The organism is Lutibacter oricola (genome assembly GCF_900106565.1).
Classification (GTDB): domain Bacteria; phylum Bacteroidota; class Bacteroidia; order Flavobacteriales; family Flavobacteriaceae; genus Lutibacter; species Lutibacter oricola.
Genome location: NZ_FNNJ01000001.1, coordinates 1,064,970 through 1,086,987, shown reverse-complemented (window position 1 = coordinate 1,086,987; position 22,018 = coordinate 1,064,970). Strand labels below are relative to the sequence as shown.

The 22,018-nt window shown below is 28.4% G+C and carries 17 protein-coding genes; 13 read left to right on the top strand and 4 right to left on the bottom strand.

Annotated features, from left to right (window positions below):
• Window positions 1-89: 89 nt before the first annotated feature.
• The 5 genes from BLU40_RS04460 (at window position 90) to BLU40_RS04440 (ending at window position 8,054) form a co-directional block, all read left to right on the top strand.
• A complete protein-coding gene (locus BLU40_RS04460; RefSeq protein ID WP_090120132.1) occupies window positions 90-2,273 on the top strand; it encodes a S9 family peptidase in 2,184 nt (727 codons plus the stop codon).
• 32 nt (window positions 2,274-2,305) lie between these two features.
• Window positions 2,306-3,796: a peptide MFS transporter gene (locus BLU40_RS04455; protein ID WP_245729893.1), complete on the top strand. Its 1,491-nt coding sequence runs from the start codon at window positions 2,306-2,308 to the stop codon at window positions 3,794-3,796.
• A 107-nt stretch (window positions 3,797-3,903) separates the two neighbouring features.
• Complete coding sequence (locus tag BLU40_RS04450) at window positions 3,904-5,385, top strand: MFS transporter (protein WP_090120129.1); 1,482 nt, start codon at window positions 3,904-3,906, stop codon at window positions 5,383-5,385.
• A 15-nt stretch (window positions 5,386-5,400) separates the two neighbouring features.
• Window positions 5,401-7,419, top strand: a complete 2,019-nt coding sequence (locus tag BLU40_RS04445; protein ID WP_090120127.1) for a peptide MFS transporter — start codon at window positions 5,401-5,403, stop codon at window positions 7,417-7,419.
• Window positions 7,420-7,511: 92 nt separating this feature from the next.
• Complete coding sequence (locus BLU40_RS04440) at window positions 7,512-8,054, top strand: thioredoxin family protein (protein ID WP_090120124.1); 543 nt, start codon at window positions 7,512-7,514, stop codon at window positions 8,052-8,054.
• On the opposite strand, the gene BLU40_RS04435 is transcribed toward BLU40_RS04440, so the two are convergent.
• The 4 genes from BLU40_RS04435 to surE all read right to left on the bottom strand — a co-directional run bounded on the left by BLU40_RS04435 (window position 8,044) and on the right by surE (window position 12,458).
• On the bottom strand, window positions 8,044-10,104 hold the full coding sequence (locus tag BLU40_RS04435; protein ID WP_090120122.1) for a ComEC/Rec2 family competence protein: 2,061 nt from the start codon (window positions 10,102-10,104) through the stop codon (window positions 8,044-8,046). The genes BLU40_RS04440 and BLU40_RS04435 overlap by 11 nt on opposite strands.
• Before the next feature lie 63 nt (window positions 10,105-10,167).
• The gene (lpxB, locus tag BLU40_RS04430) at window positions 10,168-11,280 is read right to left on the bottom strand and encodes a lipid-A-disaccharide synthase (protein ID WP_090120120.1); all 1,113 of its coding nucleotides are present in this window, start codon (window positions 11,278-11,280) and stop codon (window positions 10,168-10,170) included.
• A gap of 109 nt (window positions 11,281-11,389) precedes the next feature.
• Window positions 11,390-11,689, bottom strand: coding sequence for a hypothetical protein (locus BLU40_RS04425; protein WP_090120118.1), 300 nt, complete (start codon window positions 11,687-11,689; stop codon window positions 11,390-11,392).
• 1 nt (window position 11,690) lies between these two features.
• Window positions 11,691-12,458, bottom strand: a complete 768-nt coding sequence (surE, locus tag BLU40_RS04420; RefSeq protein WP_090120116.1) for a 5'/3'-nucleotidase SurE — start codon at window positions 12,456-12,458, stop codon at window positions 11,691-11,693.
• A gap of 255 nt (window positions 12,459-12,713) precedes the next feature.
• On the opposite strand from surE, the gene BLU40_RS04415 reads away from it, so the two are divergent.
• The 8 genes from BLU40_RS04415 to BLU40_RS04380 all read left to right on the top strand — a co-directional run bounded on the left by BLU40_RS04415 (window position 12,714) and on the right by BLU40_RS04380 (window position 21,963).
• Window positions 12,714-14,822, top strand: a complete 2,109-nt coding sequence (locus tag BLU40_RS04415) for a carboxy terminal-processing peptidase (protein ID WP_090120384.1) — start codon at window positions 12,714-12,716, stop codon at window positions 14,820-14,822.
• A gap of 38 nt (window positions 14,823-14,860) precedes the next feature.
• The gene (locus BLU40_RS04410; RefSeq protein ID WP_090120113.1) at window positions 14,861-15,955 is read left to right on the top strand and encodes an ABC transporter permease; all 1,095 of its coding nucleotides are present in this window, start codon (window positions 14,861-14,863) and stop codon (window positions 15,953-15,955) included.
• 325 nt (window positions 15,956-16,280) lie between these two features.
• Window positions 16,281-16,709: a hypothetical protein gene (locus tag BLU40_RS04405; RefSeq protein ID WP_090120111.1), complete on the top strand. Its 429-nt coding sequence runs from the start codon at window positions 16,281-16,283 to the stop codon at window positions 16,707-16,709.
• A 20-nt stretch (window positions 16,710-16,729) separates the two neighbouring features.
• Window positions 16,730-17,050, top strand: coding sequence for a hypothetical protein (locus BLU40_RS04400; RefSeq protein WP_090120109.1), 321 nt, complete (start codon window positions 16,730-16,732; stop codon window positions 17,048-17,050).
• Between the two features lie 49 nt (window positions 17,051-17,099).
• Entirely contained in the window at window positions 17,100-19,955 is a 2,856-nt protein-coding gene (locus BLU40_RS04395; protein WP_139170915.1) for a sensor histidine kinase, read from the top strand.
• The gene (locus BLU40_RS04390) at window positions 19,948-20,691 is read left to right on the top strand and encodes a LytR/AlgR family response regulator transcription factor (RefSeq protein WP_090120104.1); all 744 of its coding nucleotides are present in this window, start codon (window positions 19,948-19,950) and stop codon (window positions 20,689-20,691) included. Before BLU40_RS04395 ends, BLU40_RS04390 begins: the two co-directional genes overlap by 8 nt.
• Window positions 20,692-20,723: 32 nt before the next feature.
• Entirely contained in the window at window positions 20,724-21,173 is a 450-nt protein-coding gene (locus BLU40_RS04385; RefSeq protein ID WP_090120101.1) for an acyl-CoA thioesterase, read from the top strand.
• Window positions 21,163-21,963 (top strand): DNA/RNA non-specific endonuclease, encoded by an 801-nt coding sequence (locus tag BLU40_RS04380; protein ID WP_090120098.1) that lies wholly within the window; start codon window positions 21,163-21,165, stop codon window positions 21,961-21,963. Before BLU40_RS04385 ends, BLU40_RS04380 begins: the two co-directional genes overlap by 11 nt.
• The last annotated feature ends 55 nt before the right edge of the window (window positions 21,964-22,018 follow it).

Here is a 22,018-nt window from a genome sequence, read left to right as displayed (position 1 = left end):
TTAATACAATTGTATCTTTTATGACATTTTTCACCTACTATTTGCTATATTTTTCTTAAACTTGACACCTATTATAGAATTGATAATTTATGAAGAAATTTCTTGGCTTATTTTTATTACTAACTACTTTAGTTTCAGCACAAAAAAAAGATATTACACTAGAAGAAATTTGGGGAGGAGCGTTTAGAACACAATATATGAATTCTCTAAACTCTATGAATGACGATTTTTACACGTTATTAAATTTTTCGAAACAAGGTACTACCATAGACAAGTACAACTATGCTACGCTAGAAAAGGTTGAAACTATTGCCGATAGTAAAAATTTAAAACAACTTAATTATTTCGAAAGCTATAGTTTTAATAATAACGAAACTAAATTAATTTTAGGTACCGATCTTACTCCGATATACAGACATTCTACTTTAGGTATTTTTTATGTGTATGACATTGCTTCTAAATCGTTACAACTTATTGATGAAGATAAAATACAAGAACCAACATTTTCGCCAGATAGTAAAAAGGTTGCTTACGGAAAAAACAATAATATTTATATTAAAAACCTAGAAACCAATAAAGTTACTCAACTAACTAATGATGGTGAAAAGAACAAAATAATTAATGGTATTTGCGATTGGGTTTACGAAGAAGAATTTGCTTTTGTAAAAGCCTTTGAATGGAGTGCAGACAGTAAAAACATAGCTTTTTTACGTTTTGACGAAACTGAAGTACCAACCTTCTCAATGGATATTACAGGAAAAAGTTTATATCCAACTCAACAAGTTTTTAAATACCCAAAAGCTGGTGAAAAAAACTCTATAGTTATGCTAAACATCTATAATACTGAAGCTAATTCAACTTCAAAAATAGATTTAGGTAATTACGAATATATTCCTAGAATTAAATGGACAAAAAATGCCTCTGTTTTAAGTGCTATAACTTTAAACAGACACCAAAACAACTTGAATTTATTTTTTATTAATGCTTCAACTTCAAAAGCAAGTATAGTTTTAAACGAAACGGATAAGGCTTATGTTGAAATTAATGACAACCTAACATTTTTAAAAGACAATAGCTTTATTTGGACTAGCGAAAAAGATGGCTTTAACCACATTTATCATTATTCAAAAGAAGGAAAACTAAAAAACCAAATTACTAACGGTAATTGGGAAGTTACAGATTTTTATGGTGTTAACGAAAAAACAAAAACTGTTTATTATCAATCTGTTGAAGATGGTTCTATTAACAGAACTGTTTATTCTGTTGGATTAAATGGAAAAAATAAAAAACGATTAACTAATTCTCAAGGAACAAATTCGGCTTCTTTTAGTAAAAATAAAAACTACTTTATTAATACTTTTTCTGATGCTAACACGCCAACTATTTATACTTTACACAATAGCAATGGTGAGCAGTTAAAAGAAGTTTTAAATAATAATGAATTAGCAAACGAATTAAAAAACTACAAACTTTCTAAAAAAGAATTTTTCACTTTAGAAACTGAAAATGGAGCATTTAACGCTTGGATGCTAAAACCAAATAACTTTGATAAAAATACTAAGTATCCATTATTTATGACTCAGTATTCTGGTCCAGGATCACAATCTGTTTCGAATAAATGGAATGGTTATAATGATTATTGGTATCAACACTTAGCTCAAAAAGGATACGTTGTTGTTTGTGTAGACGGAAGAGGAACTGGTTTTAAAGGTAGAGATTTTAAAAAAGTTACTTATAAAGAATTAGGTAAATATGAAGTTCAAGACCAAATAGAATCTGCAAAAAAATTAGGCGAACTAAACTACATTGATAAAAACAATATTGGTATTTGGGGCTGGAGCTATGGTGGTTTTATGTCTAGCAACTGCTTATTAAAAGGAAACGATGTGTTTAAAATGGCAATTGCTGTTGCTCCAGTAACTAGCTGGCGTTTTTATGATAGTGTTTATACTGAACGTTATATGCAAACACCTCAAGAAAACCCAAATGGTTACGATGAAAATTCGCCTTTAAACTTTGCTTCATTGCTAAAAGGTAATTTTTTATTGGCTCACGGAAGTGGAGACGACAATGTACACGTACAAAACACAATGCGCTTAACAAATGCTTTAATAGAGGCTAACAAACCTTTTGAACAAGCCATTTATCCAGATAGAACTCACGGTATTTATAGAGGTAAAAACACACGTTTACACCTTTATAATAAAATGACTAATTTTATCGAGCAAAATTTAGGAAACAGAATTCAAACAATTAAGCTTTTAAAACAATAAAGGCTATTTATTTAAATATATAAATTCAAATTATGACTGAAATGCAAGTAAAACAAGGACATCCAAATGGTTTGATGACCTTATTCTTTTCTGAAATGTGGGAAAGAGTTTGTTACTATGGGATGCGTGTTCTATTAACACTTTATTTAGTGAAATCATTAATGAAGGGCGATGCCGACGCTGCCTTAATATACGGAGCATACACTGCTTTAGTTTATGCAGCACCTATTTTAGGTGGTAAAATGGCCGATAAATTTTTAGGTTATAGAAATGCCGTTTTGCTTGGTGCTATTTTAATGGCAATTGGTGAATTTTTAATTCTTGGAGGTTCTGAACACTTTTTAATGATTGGAATGGGAGCATTAATTGTTGGTAATGGTTACTTTAAAGCTAATATTTCTACAATAGTTGGAAAACTTTATGAAGACAACGATCCACGAAGAGACTCTGGTTTTACAATATTTTATATTGGTATTAACATTGGTGCTTTATTAGCAACTACTGTTATTGCTTATGTTGGTGAAACTTATGGCTTTAAATACGGATTTGGTTTAGCTGGTTTTGGTATGCTATTAGGTTTAATTATTTTTTGGGTAGGAAGAAATAATTACGCTGCTGCTGAAGGTTTAGGATTTACAGAAGAAGGAAAACAAAAAGTAGCTGGACCTTTAAATAAAGCGCATATGGTTGGTATTCTTTCTTTAGTATTAATTCCATTATGTTACTTTTTAATTCAACAAAATAGTTGGTTAGACTATATTCTTTTAGGTTTATTTGTATTTATAGCATACTCTTTAGTAAAAGCAGGAATTGATGCAGATACAAAAGAAAGTGTAAAAGTTTGGAAAGATAGGATGATTGCATTAATCATTTTTATGGTTATAAACATAACATTCTGGGCCTGTTTTGAGCAAGCTGGAACATCGTTAACATTATTTGCAGATAGAAACGTTGATAGAAGTATTTTTGGTTGGGAAATGCCAGCTTCAATGACACAGTTCTTCAATCCATTTTTCATTATTGTATTTGGATCTATATTTTCAGTAATGTGGGTTAAGCTTTCTAAAATTGGAAAAAATCCTAGTATTCCTCTAAAATTTGCTTTTGGTATTATTCAATTAGCGTTAGGTTTCTTAATTACTCAAGTAGGTTTACAATTTGTAAATGAAGCATATCAAGTACCTTTATTAACTTTAGTGTTTTTATACTTATTACATACAACAGGAGAATTATTCTTATCACCAATTGGGCTTTCAATGGTAACAAAATTATCTCCAAAAAGTATGGCTGGTACAGCAATGGGAGCTTGGTTTTTAAGTTTTGCTATTGCCAACTATGTTGGTGGACAAATTGCTGCTTTAACCGGAGGGCATAGTGATAGCGGTGAAAAAATGACAGCTGCAGAAGGTTTAGATAAGTACATAACTACTTTCTCTACAATTGGTTTTGTTTTATTAGGAATAGCATTACTAATTATTTTACTTAATAAACCATTAAAGAAATTAATGCACGGAGTAGAATAATTTCAGTATTATAAATGAACATCAAAAAATAATATAAATATGTAAAAAGCTCATACAAATAATTGTATGAGCTTTTTACATATAATTTCAAATTAAAAAATATAATAATGAGTACAGAAAAAAAATCATTTTTCGGAGTTATGAAATCCTATAACAAAGGGTTTTGGGTTGCAAGTATAATGGAATTATTTGAACGCTGGGCTTGGTATGGTTTATTTGCCGTTTTAGCTTTATACTTAACAGGATCAACAGATAATGGTGGACTAGGATTTACACACACCGAAAAAGGTCAAATTATGGGTATTGTAACCGCAATTCTTTACTTACTACCTATGATAACTGGTGTAATTGCCGATAAAATAGGTTATAAATTATCGCTTATAATTGCTTATCTACTTTTAATTTCAGGTTACTATGTAATGGGCGAAGTCACAAGCTATTCTTCTGTATTTTTAGTTTTCTTATGGGTTGCAGTTGGTGCTGCAATGTTCAAACCAGTTGCTTCAGCAATTATTACAAAAAATACCGATGAATCAAACTCAACACTTGGATTTGGTATTTTCTATATGATGGTTAATATTGGAGGTTTTGTTGGCCCTGCATTTTCATCGACACTAAGAACTCAATTTGGTTGGAAAATTGTATTCCTTCAAGCAGCTATCGTAATTGCTATTAACCTTGTAATACTAATATTCTTCTACAAAGAAAAAGACAGAGTTAAATCTACAGAATCAATGGGTGAAGCTATAATTAGTTCATTTAAAAACATTATTGAAGCTGTTAAAGATAGTCGTCTTTCTGTACTACTTATTATTATGGTTGGTTTTTGGACAATGTTCAACCAACTATTTTATACATTACCAACATTTATTGAAGATTGGGTAAACACTAAAGCATTACATGATTCTATAGCAAATGTATCTCCTTGGATTGCAAGTGCAATGAGTGGTGGTGGTGATTCTGTAAATCCTGAAATGTTAATTAATCTTGATGCAGGATCTATTATATTATTTCAATTAATCGTATCTTACTTTGTATTAAGAATGCGCCATGTAAGTGCAATGATAACTGGTTTTATAATTGCTGCAATTGGTATTGGAATCACGTTCTACACAGGTAATGGTTTATATACAATTTTAGGTATTATGATTTTTGCTATCGGAGAAATGATGACAAATCCAACTTTCTCTTCTTTTATTGCTTTAATATCACCTAAAGGAAAAGAAGCTCTATATATGGGTACATACTTTTTACCTATATTTTTAGGAAACTTTTTAACCACATTTATTTCAGGAAATTTATACCAAGCTTGGTCTGATAAATTAAGTTTATTACAGGCTGAAATGACAACTAGAGGTATTAAAATGCCTGAGGTTACAAAAGAATTTAGTAAGAATGACTACTTTGCTTTGGCTTCAGAAAAACTAGGTATGAATGAAAATGAAATGACGCAATTAATTTGGGACAATTATCAACCAAATAAAATATGGTATGTTATTGTTGGTATAGGAATTGTAACAATTTTAGCATTATCAATTTATGATAAAATGGTAATTAAACCAAAAGAAAAAGCTGCTGCCGAAGCATAATTTAAAATATTATATATGAACTCATCAAAAAACAACGAATTTTTTGAAACTCAAGTACTAGGACATCCTTCAGGATTATTTGTACTATTTTTTACTGAAATGTGGGAGCGTTTTTCATTTTATGGAATGCGTGCTTTATTGGTATTATTTTTAGTTAGTTCTTTAGGTATAGGTGGCTGGGATTGGCCTCGTGAAAATGCATTAGCATTGTACGGAACCTACCTTGCGCTACTTTACTTAACTCCAATTATTGGAGGAACTTTAGCCGACAAATATTTAGGAAACAGAAAAGCAATTATTATAGGTGCACTTATTATGACTTTAGGTCATGCAAGTATGGCTATAGAGTCTAATCCGTTATTTTTATACTTAGGTTTGCTTTTATTAGTAATTGGTACAGGTTTTTTTAAACCTAATATGAGTTCATTTATTTCAATTTTATACAAAGATTTTCCTGAGAAAAAAGATGGTGCTTACACCATTTTTTATATGGGCGTAAACGCTGGTGCCTTTCTTGGTATTATGCTTTGCGGTTATTTAGGTGAAATTTTAGGATGGAGCTGGGGATTTGGATTGGCTGGTATTTTTATGTTGTTGGGATTACTTCAATTTACATTGGCGCAAGGTATTTTTGGTGAAGCTGGAAATAAACCAAACGTAGTAAACAAAAAAATTGAAGCTGATGATCATACAGAAATAGAAGACAAATTAAATCCGTTTACTTTAATTGATAAAATTTTAATTGTAATTGTTGCAACTTTTGGATTAACTTGGGTTATTAATGATCCTTTATCTAAAATTGGAGATGTTAACTTTTTAGAATTTGGAGGAACAGACTATTCAGGTCAAACAATTATAATAACACTAATTTTATTTTTAGTTTTAATTGCTACTCGTATTGCTAGGTATAGCAAAATTACAAGAGATAAAATGATTGCAGTTGTTGTAATTGCTTTTTTCATTATCTTTTTCTGGGCTTCATTTGAACAAGCTGGTGGGTCTATGAGTATTTTTGCAAAAGATTATACCAACAGAATACTATCTGGTAATGCTGCCTTTATTTTTAACATAGTTGATGTTATTATAACTGTTGTACCTATTGCTTTAATTACTTGGGTTCTTTTCTTGTTATTTAAACAAACATTTAAAAAGTATTTAATTTCAAATTTAATATTAGGATTTAGTTTTATACTTATTTGGGGAATTGTTGGTTGGAAAATTTATAACAACTTCAACACATATTCATACGAAATAACTTACAACACTTATAAAACATCTGTAGATAAAGATGCAAAACCGCAAATTATTACTTCGGAAACAGCAGTGTCTGAAAATGCAGTTTTAGGTACACAAACTACCGTAATAAGAACTGCTAATGAATTTGCAGCTAATGATAAATTATCTATTATTGATATAGATAAAAAAGGTGTTAAGTTTAAATATTTAACTGAAGATCAGGCAGCAAATATAAATACTAGTATTAATGCAAAAATTGTTCGTAAAAAAGAAAATGAGATTGAAATTCCGGCAACTTGGTTTTTAATATTAAACTCATTATTTATTATTGCATTTGCTCCTCTATTTTCTAAATGGTGGGAAAGTAAATATAACCCAGCACCAGCTTATAAATACGCCATTGGTTTATTCTTTTTAGGTGTTGGATTTGCATTTTTAGCTTTTGGTGCAACTGGAATTCCACGTGGTGCTACAACGGCCTCTGTAAGTATTCTTTGGCTTGTACTAGCTTATTTATTCCATACTTTGGGTGAGCTTTGTGTTTCACCAGTAGGTTTATCGTATGTTAGTAAACTTGTACCTGCACGTATGATTGCTTTTATGTTTGGAGTTTGGTACTTAGCATTAGCAATAGGTAATAAAACATCAGGAAAAATGGGTGCAATGATTGATGTTATTACTGAAAAGTATGACATTGCAACGTTCTTTTTAATTTTTACATTTGTACCATTAATTATTGGTGTAATTGCTATTTTATTAAACCCTGTACTTAAAAAACTAATGCACGGTGTAAAATAAGTTACACGCTAATAAATTTTCATTTGTAATTTTGGCACACCATTTGCGTCAAACGTTAAGGAAATTAATACTAATAATAAAAAATTAATACATTGAAAAAACTACTAATTTTATCAATAACGCTTTTCAGTTTTACAATTTCAGCTCAAAAAATTAATTGGATGAGTTTAGAAGAAGCTGTTGAAGCTCAGAAAACAAATCCTAAAAAAATATTTATAGATGCCTACACATTGTGGTGTGGACCTTGTAAAATGCTCGACAAAAACACATTTAACAATAAAGATGTTGCAAGTTTTATAAATGAAAATTATTACGCAGTAAAATTTAATGCTGAAGGTAATGAATCAATTAATTTTAAAGGAAATACTTTTACCAACCCTAACTATGATGCTAGCAAAGGAAATGGTAGAAATAGTTCTCATCAGTTATCTCAATATTTTAGTATTAGAGCATACCCTACTTTAGTGTTTTTAGATGAAGAAGCTAATTTAATAGCTCCTTTACCAGGTTATAAAACACCAAAACAATTGGAACTATATTTAAAGTTATTTAAATCTGATGATTATAAAAATATTACTGAAAAAGGTGATTGGGAAAAATATCAAACAGATTTTACATACGAGTTTAAGGAATAATTAAATTTTCCTTTAATATAAAAGCTCCTTTTTGCATAGTATTGTAAAAAGGAGTTTTTGTTTTTATACAGCTCTGCTCCCACTTTTCTGCATAGCTTTTATAATTTGAACCATCAGCAATAATTAGTCTTGGTTTATAAAAAGCAATCACTCTTTCTAAATTTATTTTTGGTGAATTTTGCAAAACAATAATTGTTGGTTTTATAGTTTGAAATTGATACAAACCTAAAGTATCAATTACTAAAATAACATCTTCATTATAACCATGTAAATTCTTATTAAAATAATTTGAAATTTTAGGGCGGTTCAAATTACGTTTTAACAAATAGTTGTCTAAATTATAGTTATTCGAATTAATAGTATCAGATTTAAATACGCTTATCTGTTTTCCAACTCTTTTAAGTTTTAAACTTCCTTTAGATTGGTTAAACACAATAAACTCACTTGTATTTATTACTGTATACTTTTCAAAAAACAATACCGAAATCAGCAAAACAATACTAACAAGAAATAACACCATTCTGTAAAACAATTTTTTTTCTACCCATTTAAAAAACAGTAAAACAACCAAATAAATTGAAAGCATTAGAATTAATGAAATTGCAATTTTTTCAACAATAAACACTTCCTGATTCGAAATAAATTCAACAAATAAATTGAGCTTTTGCAATATATACATATAAGTTTTAGCCAAAAATTCAGGAAGAAAATTAATTAATGACAATACTATTACAATAAAACCTAAAATTAAAACAGCTCCTAATACTGGTATTATTACCAAATTTGAAATAAAAAACAAACCTGGAAACTGATGAAAATAAAATATACTTAAAGGAGCAACACCAATTTGAGCTGCCAACGAAACAGTAAATAACTGCCAAAAATAGTTTACAAATTTATACTTAGGTTTCCAAACACTGCTAATTTTTGGCTGCAACCAAACAATTGAAAAAACTGCTAAATAACTTAACTGAAATCCAACTTCAAACAAATAATTAGGATTAAATAACACCAAGAAAAATATTGAGATAAAGAGCGTATTGTAAATATTAGAAGGTTTATTTAAATACATTCCAATTGTTACCGCACTAAACATTGTAACCGCCCTAACTACTGAAGGTGATAATCCTGCTATAATTGCATATAACCATAAACAACAAATAATTAATACAGAAGCAATTATTTTTCCATTTTTGAAATAAGCAATAGGTTTAAATAAAAAATTAAAAATCAATAAAATAATTCCAATATGCAAACCAGATACTGCCAAAATATGAATTGCGCCAGCCCTAGAATAACTATCTAACAAATTAGAAGTAACGGTTTGTCGCTGACCTAACAACAATGCATTTATTACGGCTAACTCATTATTTTTAAAACCATCTTTTATTAATGAATTATTGATTCGTTTTCTAAACCTTTCTGCATAACCAACTATAGTTTTATTTCTAAAGTTCAACTTTTTATATTCATTTTTATAAATAGTAACTTGATGAAAAACTTGCTTATTATTTAAATACTTTTTATAACTAAACCTGTTTGGATTATCGGCTTTAGCAATAGTTGTAAATGGCTGCTTAAAATAAATAACATCATTAATTTCTAATAAACTTAAACTGTCTTTTTGAATACTCAACAGCAAATTTCCAGAAACTTTATGAGATCTAACCGCTTTAACTTCTGCTATATATTTATTATAATAACTCGATGATTTTAATACTTTTTTAATTGAAACTACACTGTTTACCAAAGTATTATCTTCAACATTAAAATTTGTATAATGATTTGCTTTATTAAAATGATTTTTAAATTCTACTGAAGAAATTCCAATAGTAAAGGAAAGTACAAATGTTAAAATTGTAAATAAATAGGATGTTTTATAGCTTGTTTTTGAAATTAAAAATACAATTCCTAAACCCAATAAAAGCACAGCTAAAACAATCAAAATAACTTTTATAGAAATATCAATAACACCTAATGAAGTTATCAATATTCCAAAAATTAAAAAGATTGTAAGTTGTACAGGTACAAACTTAAACATCTTAATCATAGCGTTATAAAACTACAAAAAAATATTTAGTTTTAATTTAACCTTTTTTACTTGATACTTTTATTAAATTTTAGCGTTTTTTAGTATAAGCTCAACAGTTTTTTTAGAGGCTCCTTTGCCTCCTAATTTTTTTTCTAAATCGAAGTAATCTAAAAACATTTGATCACGATCTTTTCCTTCAATTATTTTTTGAAGTTCAACAGTTAAAGATTCTTCTGTTAAATCGTCTTGAATTAATTCTTTAACAACCTCTTTATCCATAATTAAATTCACCAAAGAAATAAACTTTAAGTTTATCAATCGTTTACCAATTTGATAGCTTAACCAACTAGTTTTATAGCAAACAATTTCTGGAACTTTAAACAAGGCTGTTTCTAATGTAGCTGTACCAGAAGTTACAATTGCTGCGTAAGAAATAGACAATAAATCGTATGTTTTATTACTAACAAACTGCACATTTTCACTTGTAATAAATTGCTTGTAAAACTCGTAATCTTGACTAGGCGCACCAGCAATAACAAACTGGAAGTTATTAAATTTTGCAGGCATTTTTAACATTACAGAAAGCAACTTGGTAATTTCTTGTTTTCTACTTCCTGGCAATAAAGCAATTATTGGTTTATTAGATAAATTATGTTTCGTTCTAAAATCATTTTCACTAATTTGAACTCTATTAGAAATAGCATCTAATAACGGATGTCCAACAAAATTCACTTCATAATTAAACTTTTTATAAAAATCTTTTACAAAAGGTAATATTACATACATTTCATCAATATCTCGTTTTATAGCTTTAACTCTACCCGATCTACTTGCCCAAACTTGCGGAGAAATGTAATAAATAGTATTAAAATTTTCAGCTTTAGCCCATTTAGCTATTCGTAAATTAAATCCAGAATTATCAATAAAAATTAACTTATCTGGATTAAATTCTAAAATATCTTTTTTACAGAATTTTATAAACCCTAAAATGGTAGATAGGTTTTTAATAACTTCTGCAAACCCCATAAAAGCTCGCTCTTTATAATGCTTTACAAGTGTTCCGCCGGCAGTTTCCATTAAATCTCCACCCCAACATCTTATATCAGCATTTTTATCCTGTATTTTAAGTTGTTTTATAAGGTTAGATCCGTGTAAATCTCCAGATGCTTCGCCTGCAATTATATAATATTTCATTATTATTTGTTGAAACGTTAAATGTTTAAAAATTTAGTTATTTAATAAACTTTTACCAATAATTTAATCTTCAGTTTTTAGTTTTTTTACACTCTCTTTTTTTCTACTTCTAGAAAAACAATGTTAAAACCGCTACCAATATAGCTATAATAAAAGACGCTATTAAAACACCTCTTGCTCTATAAATCTGATTCTTTTTTAAAAACACAAAGAACACAAAAAAATTAGCAATAGCACCCAATACCAATACCTTACTTTCTAAATTACCTTCAATAATTAATGCTAAACTTTTTTCGAAACTGTACTTAGAATAAAACTCAACAAAAAGAAAACAACCAATTAGTGTTGCAATAGCTGCTGCTATAATACCTATTCCTATTTCTTTATATATTTTTCCTTTTGAAATCATTTTAATCTAAATTCCAAGAGTTTAATTTTTGAATAAAATGATGCGCAGTTAAATCGAATTGAACAGGAACCATAGAAATATAATTATTTGCAAGCGCCCACTCATCTGTATCTTCTCCATTATCCATATTGGTAAATTTACCTGTTAACCAGTAATATGTTTTTCCTTGTGGATTTTTTCTTTTATCAAATTCTTCTACCCAATTTGCGCGAGCTTGTCTGCACACTTTTACACCTTTAAATGTTTCTGCTTTTGGAAAATTAACGTTTAACACAACACCTTCTGGCAAACCATTTTCTATAACATTTAGGGTTATTTTTTTAATATGCGCTTTTAAAGGTTCAAAATTAGCATCCCAAGAATAATCTAATAATGAAAATCCAATAGCAGGAATACCTTCTACTCCTGCCTCAACAGCAGCACTCATTGTACCAGAATAAATTACGTTAATAGATGAGTTTGAACCGTGATTTATACCCGAAACACATAAATCTGGTTTACGTTTCATAATTTCACTTACAGCAATTTTAATACAATCTGCAGGTGTACCAGAAGTTTTATATTCTACTTGCGGGCCATCATCCACCTTAATTTTACTACAATGTAAAATATTATCAATAGTTACAGCATGACCCATACCGCTTTGCGGACCATCTGGAGCCACAACTACAACATCACCAATTTCGTTCATAACGCTAATTAATGTTCTAATTCCAGGAGCTGTAATTCCATCGTCATTAGACACTAAAATTAAGGGTCTTTTACTCATAATAATCTATTTTGAAACAACAAAATTACTATAAATTATCCTGTTTCAACTTAATAAACTTTAACATTTTATAAAGATTCATTTTACCACATTATAAGTAATATTGTAAATACTAAACAAAATAGTAGCCCTTTTTGTAGTTATTTTAGTATCTCCACAAGGTTATTTATAAAAAAAAGTTAAATTAGTCACTCACTAAAATAATGGCATTGTTTTAGTAGTTATAAAACATATAAAAAACAGTATTGACAGATGATGAATAGAAAATTCAAATTTATTTTACCGATTGTAGTAGCTTTTAGTTTTTTAATAGCTGTTCCAATCAATGCAAACAACAATCCAAAAGATAAAGTATTACTTACAATTTTAAAATATGTTTTAACTCAAGGTCATTATAAACCACAAGAAATTGACGATGATTTTTCTAAAAGAGTTTATACTAATTTTATTGATAGATTAGACCCTTCTAAACGTTACTTTTTAGAAAGTGATATTGAAGAGTTTTCTAAGTATAAAACATTAATTGATGATCAAATTAAAAATGAAGATTTAACTTTCTTCTATTTAGTTTACAATCGTTTTGACCAGCGTTTTAAAGAAGGACAAATATATTATGAAGAGATTTTAGAAAACGAATTTAACTTCAACAAAAAAGAAACATTAGATGTTGATTATGAAAATAAAGATTTTGCTAAAACACAAGCACAATTAATTCAAAATTGGTTAAAACAATTAAAATTTAGCACCTTATCTAGACTACACGATAAAGTTATAGCAGAACAAGACAAGAAAAAAGAAGACAAAACATACAAAGTAAAATCGTTTAAAGAACTTGAAATTGAAGCTAGAGAAGCTACTTTATCTAATATGAACGATTTTTATGAAAGAATGGACGAGCTGACTTATTCAGACTGGTTTTCTACATATATAAATTGTATTTCTGAAGATTTTGACCCGCATACAACATACTTTGACCCAATGGTTAAAAAGCGTTTTGATATTTCTATGGCTGGTAAGCTTGAAGGTATTGGAGCTCGTTTAATGAAAAAAAACGATTACACAAAAGTAAGCGAGTTAATTTCTGGAGGTCCAGCTTGGAAACAAGGAGAGTTAGAAGTTGAAGATTTAATTGTAAAAGTTGCACAAGGTGATGAAGAACCTGTAGATATTGTTGGTATGCGTTTAGATGATGCTATTGAATATATAAAAGGTAAAAAAGGTACAGAAGTTAAACTAACCGTTAAAAAAATTGATGGTAGTATGAAAACAATTTCAATTATTAGAGATGTTGTAGAGCTTGAAGAAACTTTTGTAAAATCTACTGTTGTAAAAAAAGAAGGTAAAACTTTTGGTGTAATTAATTTACCTAAATTCTATATAGATTTTGACGAAAAAAATTATAGAAATTCAACAACAGATATGGCTCTAGAAATTGAGCGACTAAAAAAAGAAAATATTGAAGGTTTAGTTATAGACTTAAGAAATAACGGTGGTGGTTCTTTAAAAACGGCCATCGAAATTTCAGGTTTGTTTATTGAAAAAGGACCTGTAGTACAAGTAAAATATAGAGGTCAGCCAGCAGCAGTACAAAAAGACAAAGATTCTAGCGTACAATGGGATGGACCCTTAGTTGTTATGGTAAACGAATTGTCTGCTTCTGCTTCTGAAATTTTTGCAGCCGCAATGCAAGACTATGGTAGAGCTATAATTATTGGTGGTAAACAAACCTATGGTAAAGGTACCGTACAAAGCGTTTTAGATTTAAATAAATACACCAACATAAAAGAAGATATTGGAGCTTTAAAAATGACCATTCAAAAGTTTTATAGAGTTAATGGTGGCTCAACACAACTTGAGGGTGTAAAAAGCGATATTATGTTACCTAGTAGATATAGTTATATGGAAATTGGTGAGCGTGATTTAGAGAATCCTCTAAAATTTGATAGAGTTCCTGAAGCTACTTATACTCGTTGGGATAATTATTCGAACTTTGATAAAGTTGTAGACAATAGCAGAAAAAGAATTTCATCGAATAAATATTTTAAATTAATTGATGAAAATGCAAAGTGGTTAAAAAAATCTCAAGACGATTCTATTATTTATTTAAACTACGAAGCTTATAAAAAAGATTTAAAAGCACACGAAGATGCTGCAAGTAAATTTAAAGACTTAAAAGATTTTACAACAAAACTTACATACAAGTCTCCAATATACGAGTTAGAACTTACTAAAAACGATGAAGATTTGGCTAAAAAACGTGAGACTTGGCATAAAAATTTAAAAAAGGACATATACCTTTCTGAAGCTTTAAACGTTTTAGCTGATTTAAAAATTAAGCCTTCGCATATATTAGTTAAAAACTAATACTAAAATTGTAAATTTACGCTTGAAATTACAAGCATTTGAAAAATACAAACAACTCATTAACGGATTTAGCACTTCAGAAGTTTAAAAAAAACACTACTGGAGTGCTAAGTTTTTGGTACATTATTGTTTGTGGCCTTGTTGCTATATTTGCTTATTTATTAGCCCCTGATAATAGTAGCAATGCAAACCAAATGCATTTAGAAATACACTCTAAAAAACCTGGTTTTAATGTTCAAATGCTAACACTGCCTTCAGAAAAAAAAATAGATCAAACTTTTTTTAACAAACTTTTTTACGGCAATAAAAACGCAGCAGCAGAAATTCCAATTTCTAACTATTCAATTTCAAATAACGAATTAACGTATACATTATATTCAGAAAATATTAAAACTGCTATTTCAAAAACTATAGATACTTCAACCTATAAAAACGCAGATATTTCAACATTTATAACATCTAAAACTTTTTATTTAGGTACAGACAAATATGGGCGTGATTTATTAAGTAGAATGTTAATTGGTACTCGTATTTCTTTTTTTATTGGGTTTATTGCTGTATTTATATCCTTAGTTATAGGAATTTCAGTTGGTGCTGTTGCAGGGTATTTTGGAGGTAAAGTTGATACTTTTATAATGTGGTTAATAAACATAACTTGGTCTATTCCTACACTTTTATTAGTAATTGCAATAACATTAGCTTTAGGCAAAGGTTTTTGGCAAGTTTTTATTGCGGTTGGTTTAACTATGTGGGTAGAAGTTGCTCGTGTTGTTAGAGGTCAAATTATGAGTAGTAAACAAATGCAATATGTTGAAGCCGCTAAAGCATTAGGCTTTTCGAATTTTAGAATAATTTTTAAACATATTCTACCCAATATTATGGCTCCTGTAATTGTAATTTCTGCAGCAAATTTTGCAGGTGCAATTTTAATAGAAAGCGGACTTAGCTTTTTAGGTATTGGAGCACAACCACCTACTCCATCCTGGGGTGCAATGATTAAAGATCATTATAGCTATATTATTTTAGGTAAAGCCTACTTGGCTATTATTCCTGGCTTAGCTATTATGAGTTTAGTAATGGCTTTTATGCTTATAGGTAACGCTTTACGAGATGCTTTGGATGTTAAAAGCTAAACTCTTCTTCACTTTATCTAACCAAATCGACAGTTTATAGGTTGCCCATTTTAATTTCTAAAACAGATACATACATTTGTTTAACAAGTAATTATATGAATTAATTGTAAATGAATTTTGAGAGGAAAATTGATTTAATATTTGACTGAGAAAAAGACTAGTATCCCCCGCATTTTTATTTACACAAAGGCAGTTGTTTATATTAAATAGCTGCTTTTTCAGTTAATCAAATCAAGGGTACACTTTATCGAATGATACTATTTTTAGAAATGAATCTAATTTAAGTTTGTTTAAGTTTAAAACGAATAAAATAAAAAATAAAATTATGAAAACACTATTTAAAATAGCTCTTTTAATATTAACAATTAGTTTTTCTAGTTGCGATAATGACAACCCAACTACTCCTAATTTAGATGATTGCAATTATGCTGGTTTCACTTTTTACGATAATACAAACACCACTCAAACATTAATTCCTGAATCTGATTTAACTACAGATTATTTTAATACCTCTAGCAATGGTCCTGAAGTAGAAATATATAAAACTACCGATCCAGGAAATTTTTGGTTTGTTACACAAGTTTTAAATTTAAATGGAACTGGAACTGGGCAATTAAGTGTTAACGGAACTATATACAATGTAAATGTAACTTGCCAAAGAGCTGGAACTGCTGTTGGCGAAGAGTTAAGATTCGATATTACTGCTAGCGGTTTAGAGGCTGAATATTGTGTGGTTATAGATTTATTTCACTAAATATAAACTTTAAAAATACTATGAGAAATTTACCTAAAATACTTGTAGTTTTAGCACTACTATTTATTGTTAGTTGCAAAAATACTTCAAAAGAAAAAAAAATAAACAGTACTAAAACTAAGGTAGAGAACAAAGCACTTTCTGATGCTGAAAAAACAGCCATTGTTAAGTATTATTTAACTAACGATAGAAAACTAAGCGAAAAAGATATTTTTAAAATAATATTTTTGAATGATGGTGTAGACAATGTTAAAGTTATACATTATGAAGGTAGAGACTCGTTTTTTACCTTTAAATTTTCTAAAGCACAAGATTATTATACTAAACATTTCAAAAAATAAACTTATAAATAAATAAATTGTTTAATTTAGTTTTTCAACTATACTAAAATTGAATAAAAAAAAACGCTATATAATTATTGTTTTCACATTATTTATGTGGAGTTTTTGTTTTGCTCAACAATACACAAATTACACTACCAAAAACGGATTACCTAGTAATCATATATACACCATAAGGCAAGATCATAATGGCTTTGTTTGGTTTTTAACAGACAAAGGAATGGTTAAATACAATGGTAATAATTTTAAAGTTTTTACTACAAAACAAGGTTTGCCTAACAACGATGTTTGGGAGGCTATGATTTCTTCGGATTCTAAAATGTGGTATTTTTCAAAATCGTCAGAGCTTGGTTATATAAAAAACGATAGTGTTTATAAGTTTCCTAATGCAATTGAAGGCGAAATAATGAACCCTATTTACTCTAACCAAGTTGGAGACAGTATATATCCAACTGGCCCAAGAGAATCGTACAAATTAAAAAATAACAAATGGCAAAAAATAAAATCTAGTTCAATTAAATCTCATGGAGAATCATTTGTTATACACAAAAAGGTTAAATCTATACTTACAAACCTAAGTGCAAATGAAATTAGAATTGTAAACAAAAAGGATAAAGTAATAAAAACAATTCAACTTCCAGAACGGTATGAAATGATTACTCGAAGAAAACAAATTAATGATAGCTTGTTTACTTGGATATCTTCAAAAAAATACAACATTTTAAATTTAAACACACTAAAATTCACCAATATAAGTTTTAAAGATGAAATTGGGTTAGAGGAAGTTGTACACGCTAGAATTACTATTATTAATCATGAGCTGCAAGTTTCTGGAACTGGCGTGGTTGCTGTTTTAGATAAAAATTTTAGAATGAAAAACCCTTTCTTTTTCCCAAAAGAAATTAAATCTCATTTTGCGCTAATTGATAAAACCAATACTATATGGTTGGCAACGTTCTCTAACGGTATTTATAAACTTCCTTATGTAAAACGAAACTTAACTTATAATTTAACTAATAACAAAACTGGAAAATTTAGTCTAATAAACAACAGTTTGTATACAACTGTTTTTAATAAAGGTTTTTTTAAATACAATAATAAAACCAAAACTTTTGATTCTTTTTTAAATGTAAAAGAATACCCTTTTAAAGCTGCTGAAATTAAAGAGTTTAATACAGTTATTTTTCCTTCAAAATATAAATTTACCACATTAAAAAAAGGAAAACTAAATACTCAAAACTTTAAAAATGTTCTTCCTGGAACTAACCCCTATGGTTTTCAATTTGTTTCTTTTGAAAATAGTATTTACAGCCTGTTTTCATTTGGATTAAACAAAATAAATCCAAAAAACATAACCATTGAAAAGGAGTACAAGCAGTCTGGATGCAACCAATTAATTACGTTTAAAAACAAGTTAATAATTGCCACAAATAATGGTTTAAAAGAGTTTAATAAAGGAAATATTACACCTTTATTAATTTCAAACAAAAAAATAAAAAAACCCATTTTAACTATTGACAAAATTTCAGATAGCATTTTACTTTTAAATACTGATGGCTTTGGAAGCTACATTACTAACTTAAAAACAATTAAACAGCTACCGTATACCAATTTTTTAACTGTTGAAGATGCTTATATAGAAAACAATTCTATTTGGTTAGCTACTAACGAAGGAATTTTAAAATACACTAAAAATGAAAACAATTATAAGTTTATAAAAAAATTAACCATTAGCCATGGTTTACCATCTAATAACATAAATGATATAATAATACATAACAATAAAATTTTTGCTAGTACACATAATGGTATTGTGGTTATACCTAAAAACCAAGAGAGTATTTCGCAATTTCTAAATATTTATATAGATAAAGCTTTATATAACAACACCAATATAACAAGTAATAATTCTACAATTGAATACGAAAACGATAACAATGTTTCTATTACCGTTTCTAGTATAAATTATGATGAAAGCTCTAAAGATATTAGCTATAAATATAAATTATTACCTGGCCAACATAAATGGATTACTACTACTTCAAAAACTTTAAACTTTACAGATTTACCTCCAAATAATTATACTTTAAGCCTGGTTTCAAATGGCATTAATAAAAATTTTAGCTTTAAAATAACTCCGCTTTGGTACCAAACAGTACTGTTTAAATTATTTTTTACAACTTCTTCAATTCTTTTACTTGTTTACATTTTAATGAAAATAAGAACTAGAGAATTAGCTAAGAAAACGGCTAAACTTAATACGCAAAAACAACTCGCTGAATTTGAATTACACGCATTACGCTCGCAAATGAATCCTCACTTTGTTTTTAATTCTTTAAACTCCATTCAATATTACATTAATAAAAATGAAATTGAACTATCTGAAAAATACTTGGTGCAATTTTCGAGGCTTATAAGAAAGTTTTTCGATTTTTCTAGAGATAAGTTTATTACGCTTCAACAAGAAATTTCTTTATTAGAAAACTATTTAGAAATTGAAAAAATGCGCTTTGGAAAAGATTTCAACTATCAATTTAATATAGATAACCAATTAAAAATAAATAAACTTAAAATACCCTCAATGCTCTTGCAGCCTATAGTAGAAAATGCTGTAAACCACGGTTTATTTCATAATGAAGGAAAAGGTATTATTAAAATAAATTTCTTCAAAACTGATTTAAATGATTTTACTGTTCAAATTTTGGACAATGGTGTAGGGCTCAAAAAAGCAAAAGAAATTAAAGAGAACTCTATACGAACACACATTTCAAAATCTACAGAAATTATTAAAACTAGAATAGCTTTATTAAACCAATCAAAAGAATGGCTTATAACCTACGAAATTAAAGAGCTTGACAACGAAAATGGAACCTTAGTTCAATTAACTTTTAAAAACAATGAGTAAAAAAATAAACGCCATACTAATTGACGATGAAAAAAATGCATTGGAAAGTTTAGCCTTAAAGGTTAAAAAGTATTTTCCAAACATACAAATAACTCATACTTTTCAAAATCCGCAAGAGGCTCTTATACAAATAAATGCAAACCATCCAGATATTTTGTTTACAGATATCGAAATGCCAGTATTAAGTGGTTTCGATGTATTGTCTAAAATAAAAAATCCAAATTTTGAAATTGTTTTTGTTACAGCATATAATCAATATGCTATTGAAGCAATAAAGCATTGTGCAATTGGCTATATTGTAAAACCAATTGATAATAATGAATTAATAAATGCTGTTAACAACGCTCTTAAAAATATAGAGAAAAAAAATGCCTTAGAAAAAAACGAACAACTTTTAAATAACCTAGTTTCTAGCTCAAAATCAACAATTTCTATACCTACACAAAAAGGGTTAAGCTTTATAAAAATTGAAGATATTATACGCTTTGAAGGAATAGACGGTTACACAAAAATTATTTTACAAAACTCAACAATACTAAGTTCTTACAGCATTGGTAAATTTTCTAAATTAAATAAATTATCAAGCTTTATGTCTGTACATAAATCACATTTTATTAATTTAAATTATATTGCCAACTTTTTAAACGAAGGCTATATTGTTATGGCCAATAACGATTCTATACCTATTGCTAGATCTAGACGAAAAGAATTTTTAGAAAAAATTAAAAACATTTAATCTATTTTAGCCATTCAAAAAAAAATTAACAAATGAAATTTGAAGTAAACTTTAATACCAAATGGTCAGATTTTGATCCAAACCGTCACATGCGTCATACTGCTTATAATGATTATGCTGCAGAAGTAAGAGTCCGTTTTTTTCAAGAACACGGTTTATCTATAAATGAATTTGCAAAACTAAATATTGGTCCAATTTTATTTAAAGAAGAAACTTCTTTTTTAAAAGAAATTCATATCGGCGAAAATATTAATGTGCAAATGGAATTAGAAGGTGTTTCTAAAGGAATAGAACGCTGGAGATTTAACCATCAAATTTTTAATAAAGATGGTGTTTTAGCCGCTGAAATAAAAGTATATGGTGCTTGGATAGATTTGTATAAAAGAAAATTAACAACACCACCAGTTGAGTTTGTAAAAATATTTGCAGATTTACCAAAAACTGAAAACTTTAAAGAAATACCCTTAAAAAGTGCGAAATAGAAAAACCATATATGTTGTTTTAACACTAATATTTACTATCGGTTTTTATTTGTACGATAACTTTTCTGTTGAAGATTTTCAACATATAGCAACTAGTAAAACCGCTGGTAAAGAAAATGATTTTTTACCTACCTCAACAACAGGTCAAATTGTAAAACATAACTTTTACTCACTTTCTTATAGCGAAAAACACGAACAAGCAGAATGGGTTGCTTATAATTTAACTGCAGATCATATTTCAAAAAGTAATTTTAAACGCCCATATTTCGAAAAAGATTTAAAAGTACTATCGCAAAGTGCCCATTATAAAAACTATAAAAATTCAGGTTACGACAAAGGTCATTTATGCCCTGCAGGTGATCGTAGATTTTCAAAATTTGCACACGATGAAACTTTTTTAACAAGTAATATTACACCTCAAAACCATCAATTTAACGCTGGTATTTGGAATAGACTAGAGCAAAAAGCACGTTACTGGGCAACCAAATACAAAAAACTTTACATAGTTACAGGCGGTGTTTTAACAAATAGTTCTAAAACAATAGGCAGCGAAAAAGTTACAGTACCAAATATGTTTTACAAAATAATATTAGACTACCAAGAACCTGAAATTAAAGCAATTGCTTTTTTAATGCCACATAAAGAATCTAACAAAGCACTCTATAAATTTGTAACTTCAATAGATGAAATTGAAAAATTAACAGGTATCGATTTTTTCCCAGAATTAGAAGATTCTCTTGAAAACAAATTAGAAAAATCTAAAAGTTATACCAGTTGGAGTTTTAGGTAATAAAATTTCTTCTATTAAAATTAAAACATAAAAAAAGCTTCTCAAATGAGAAGCT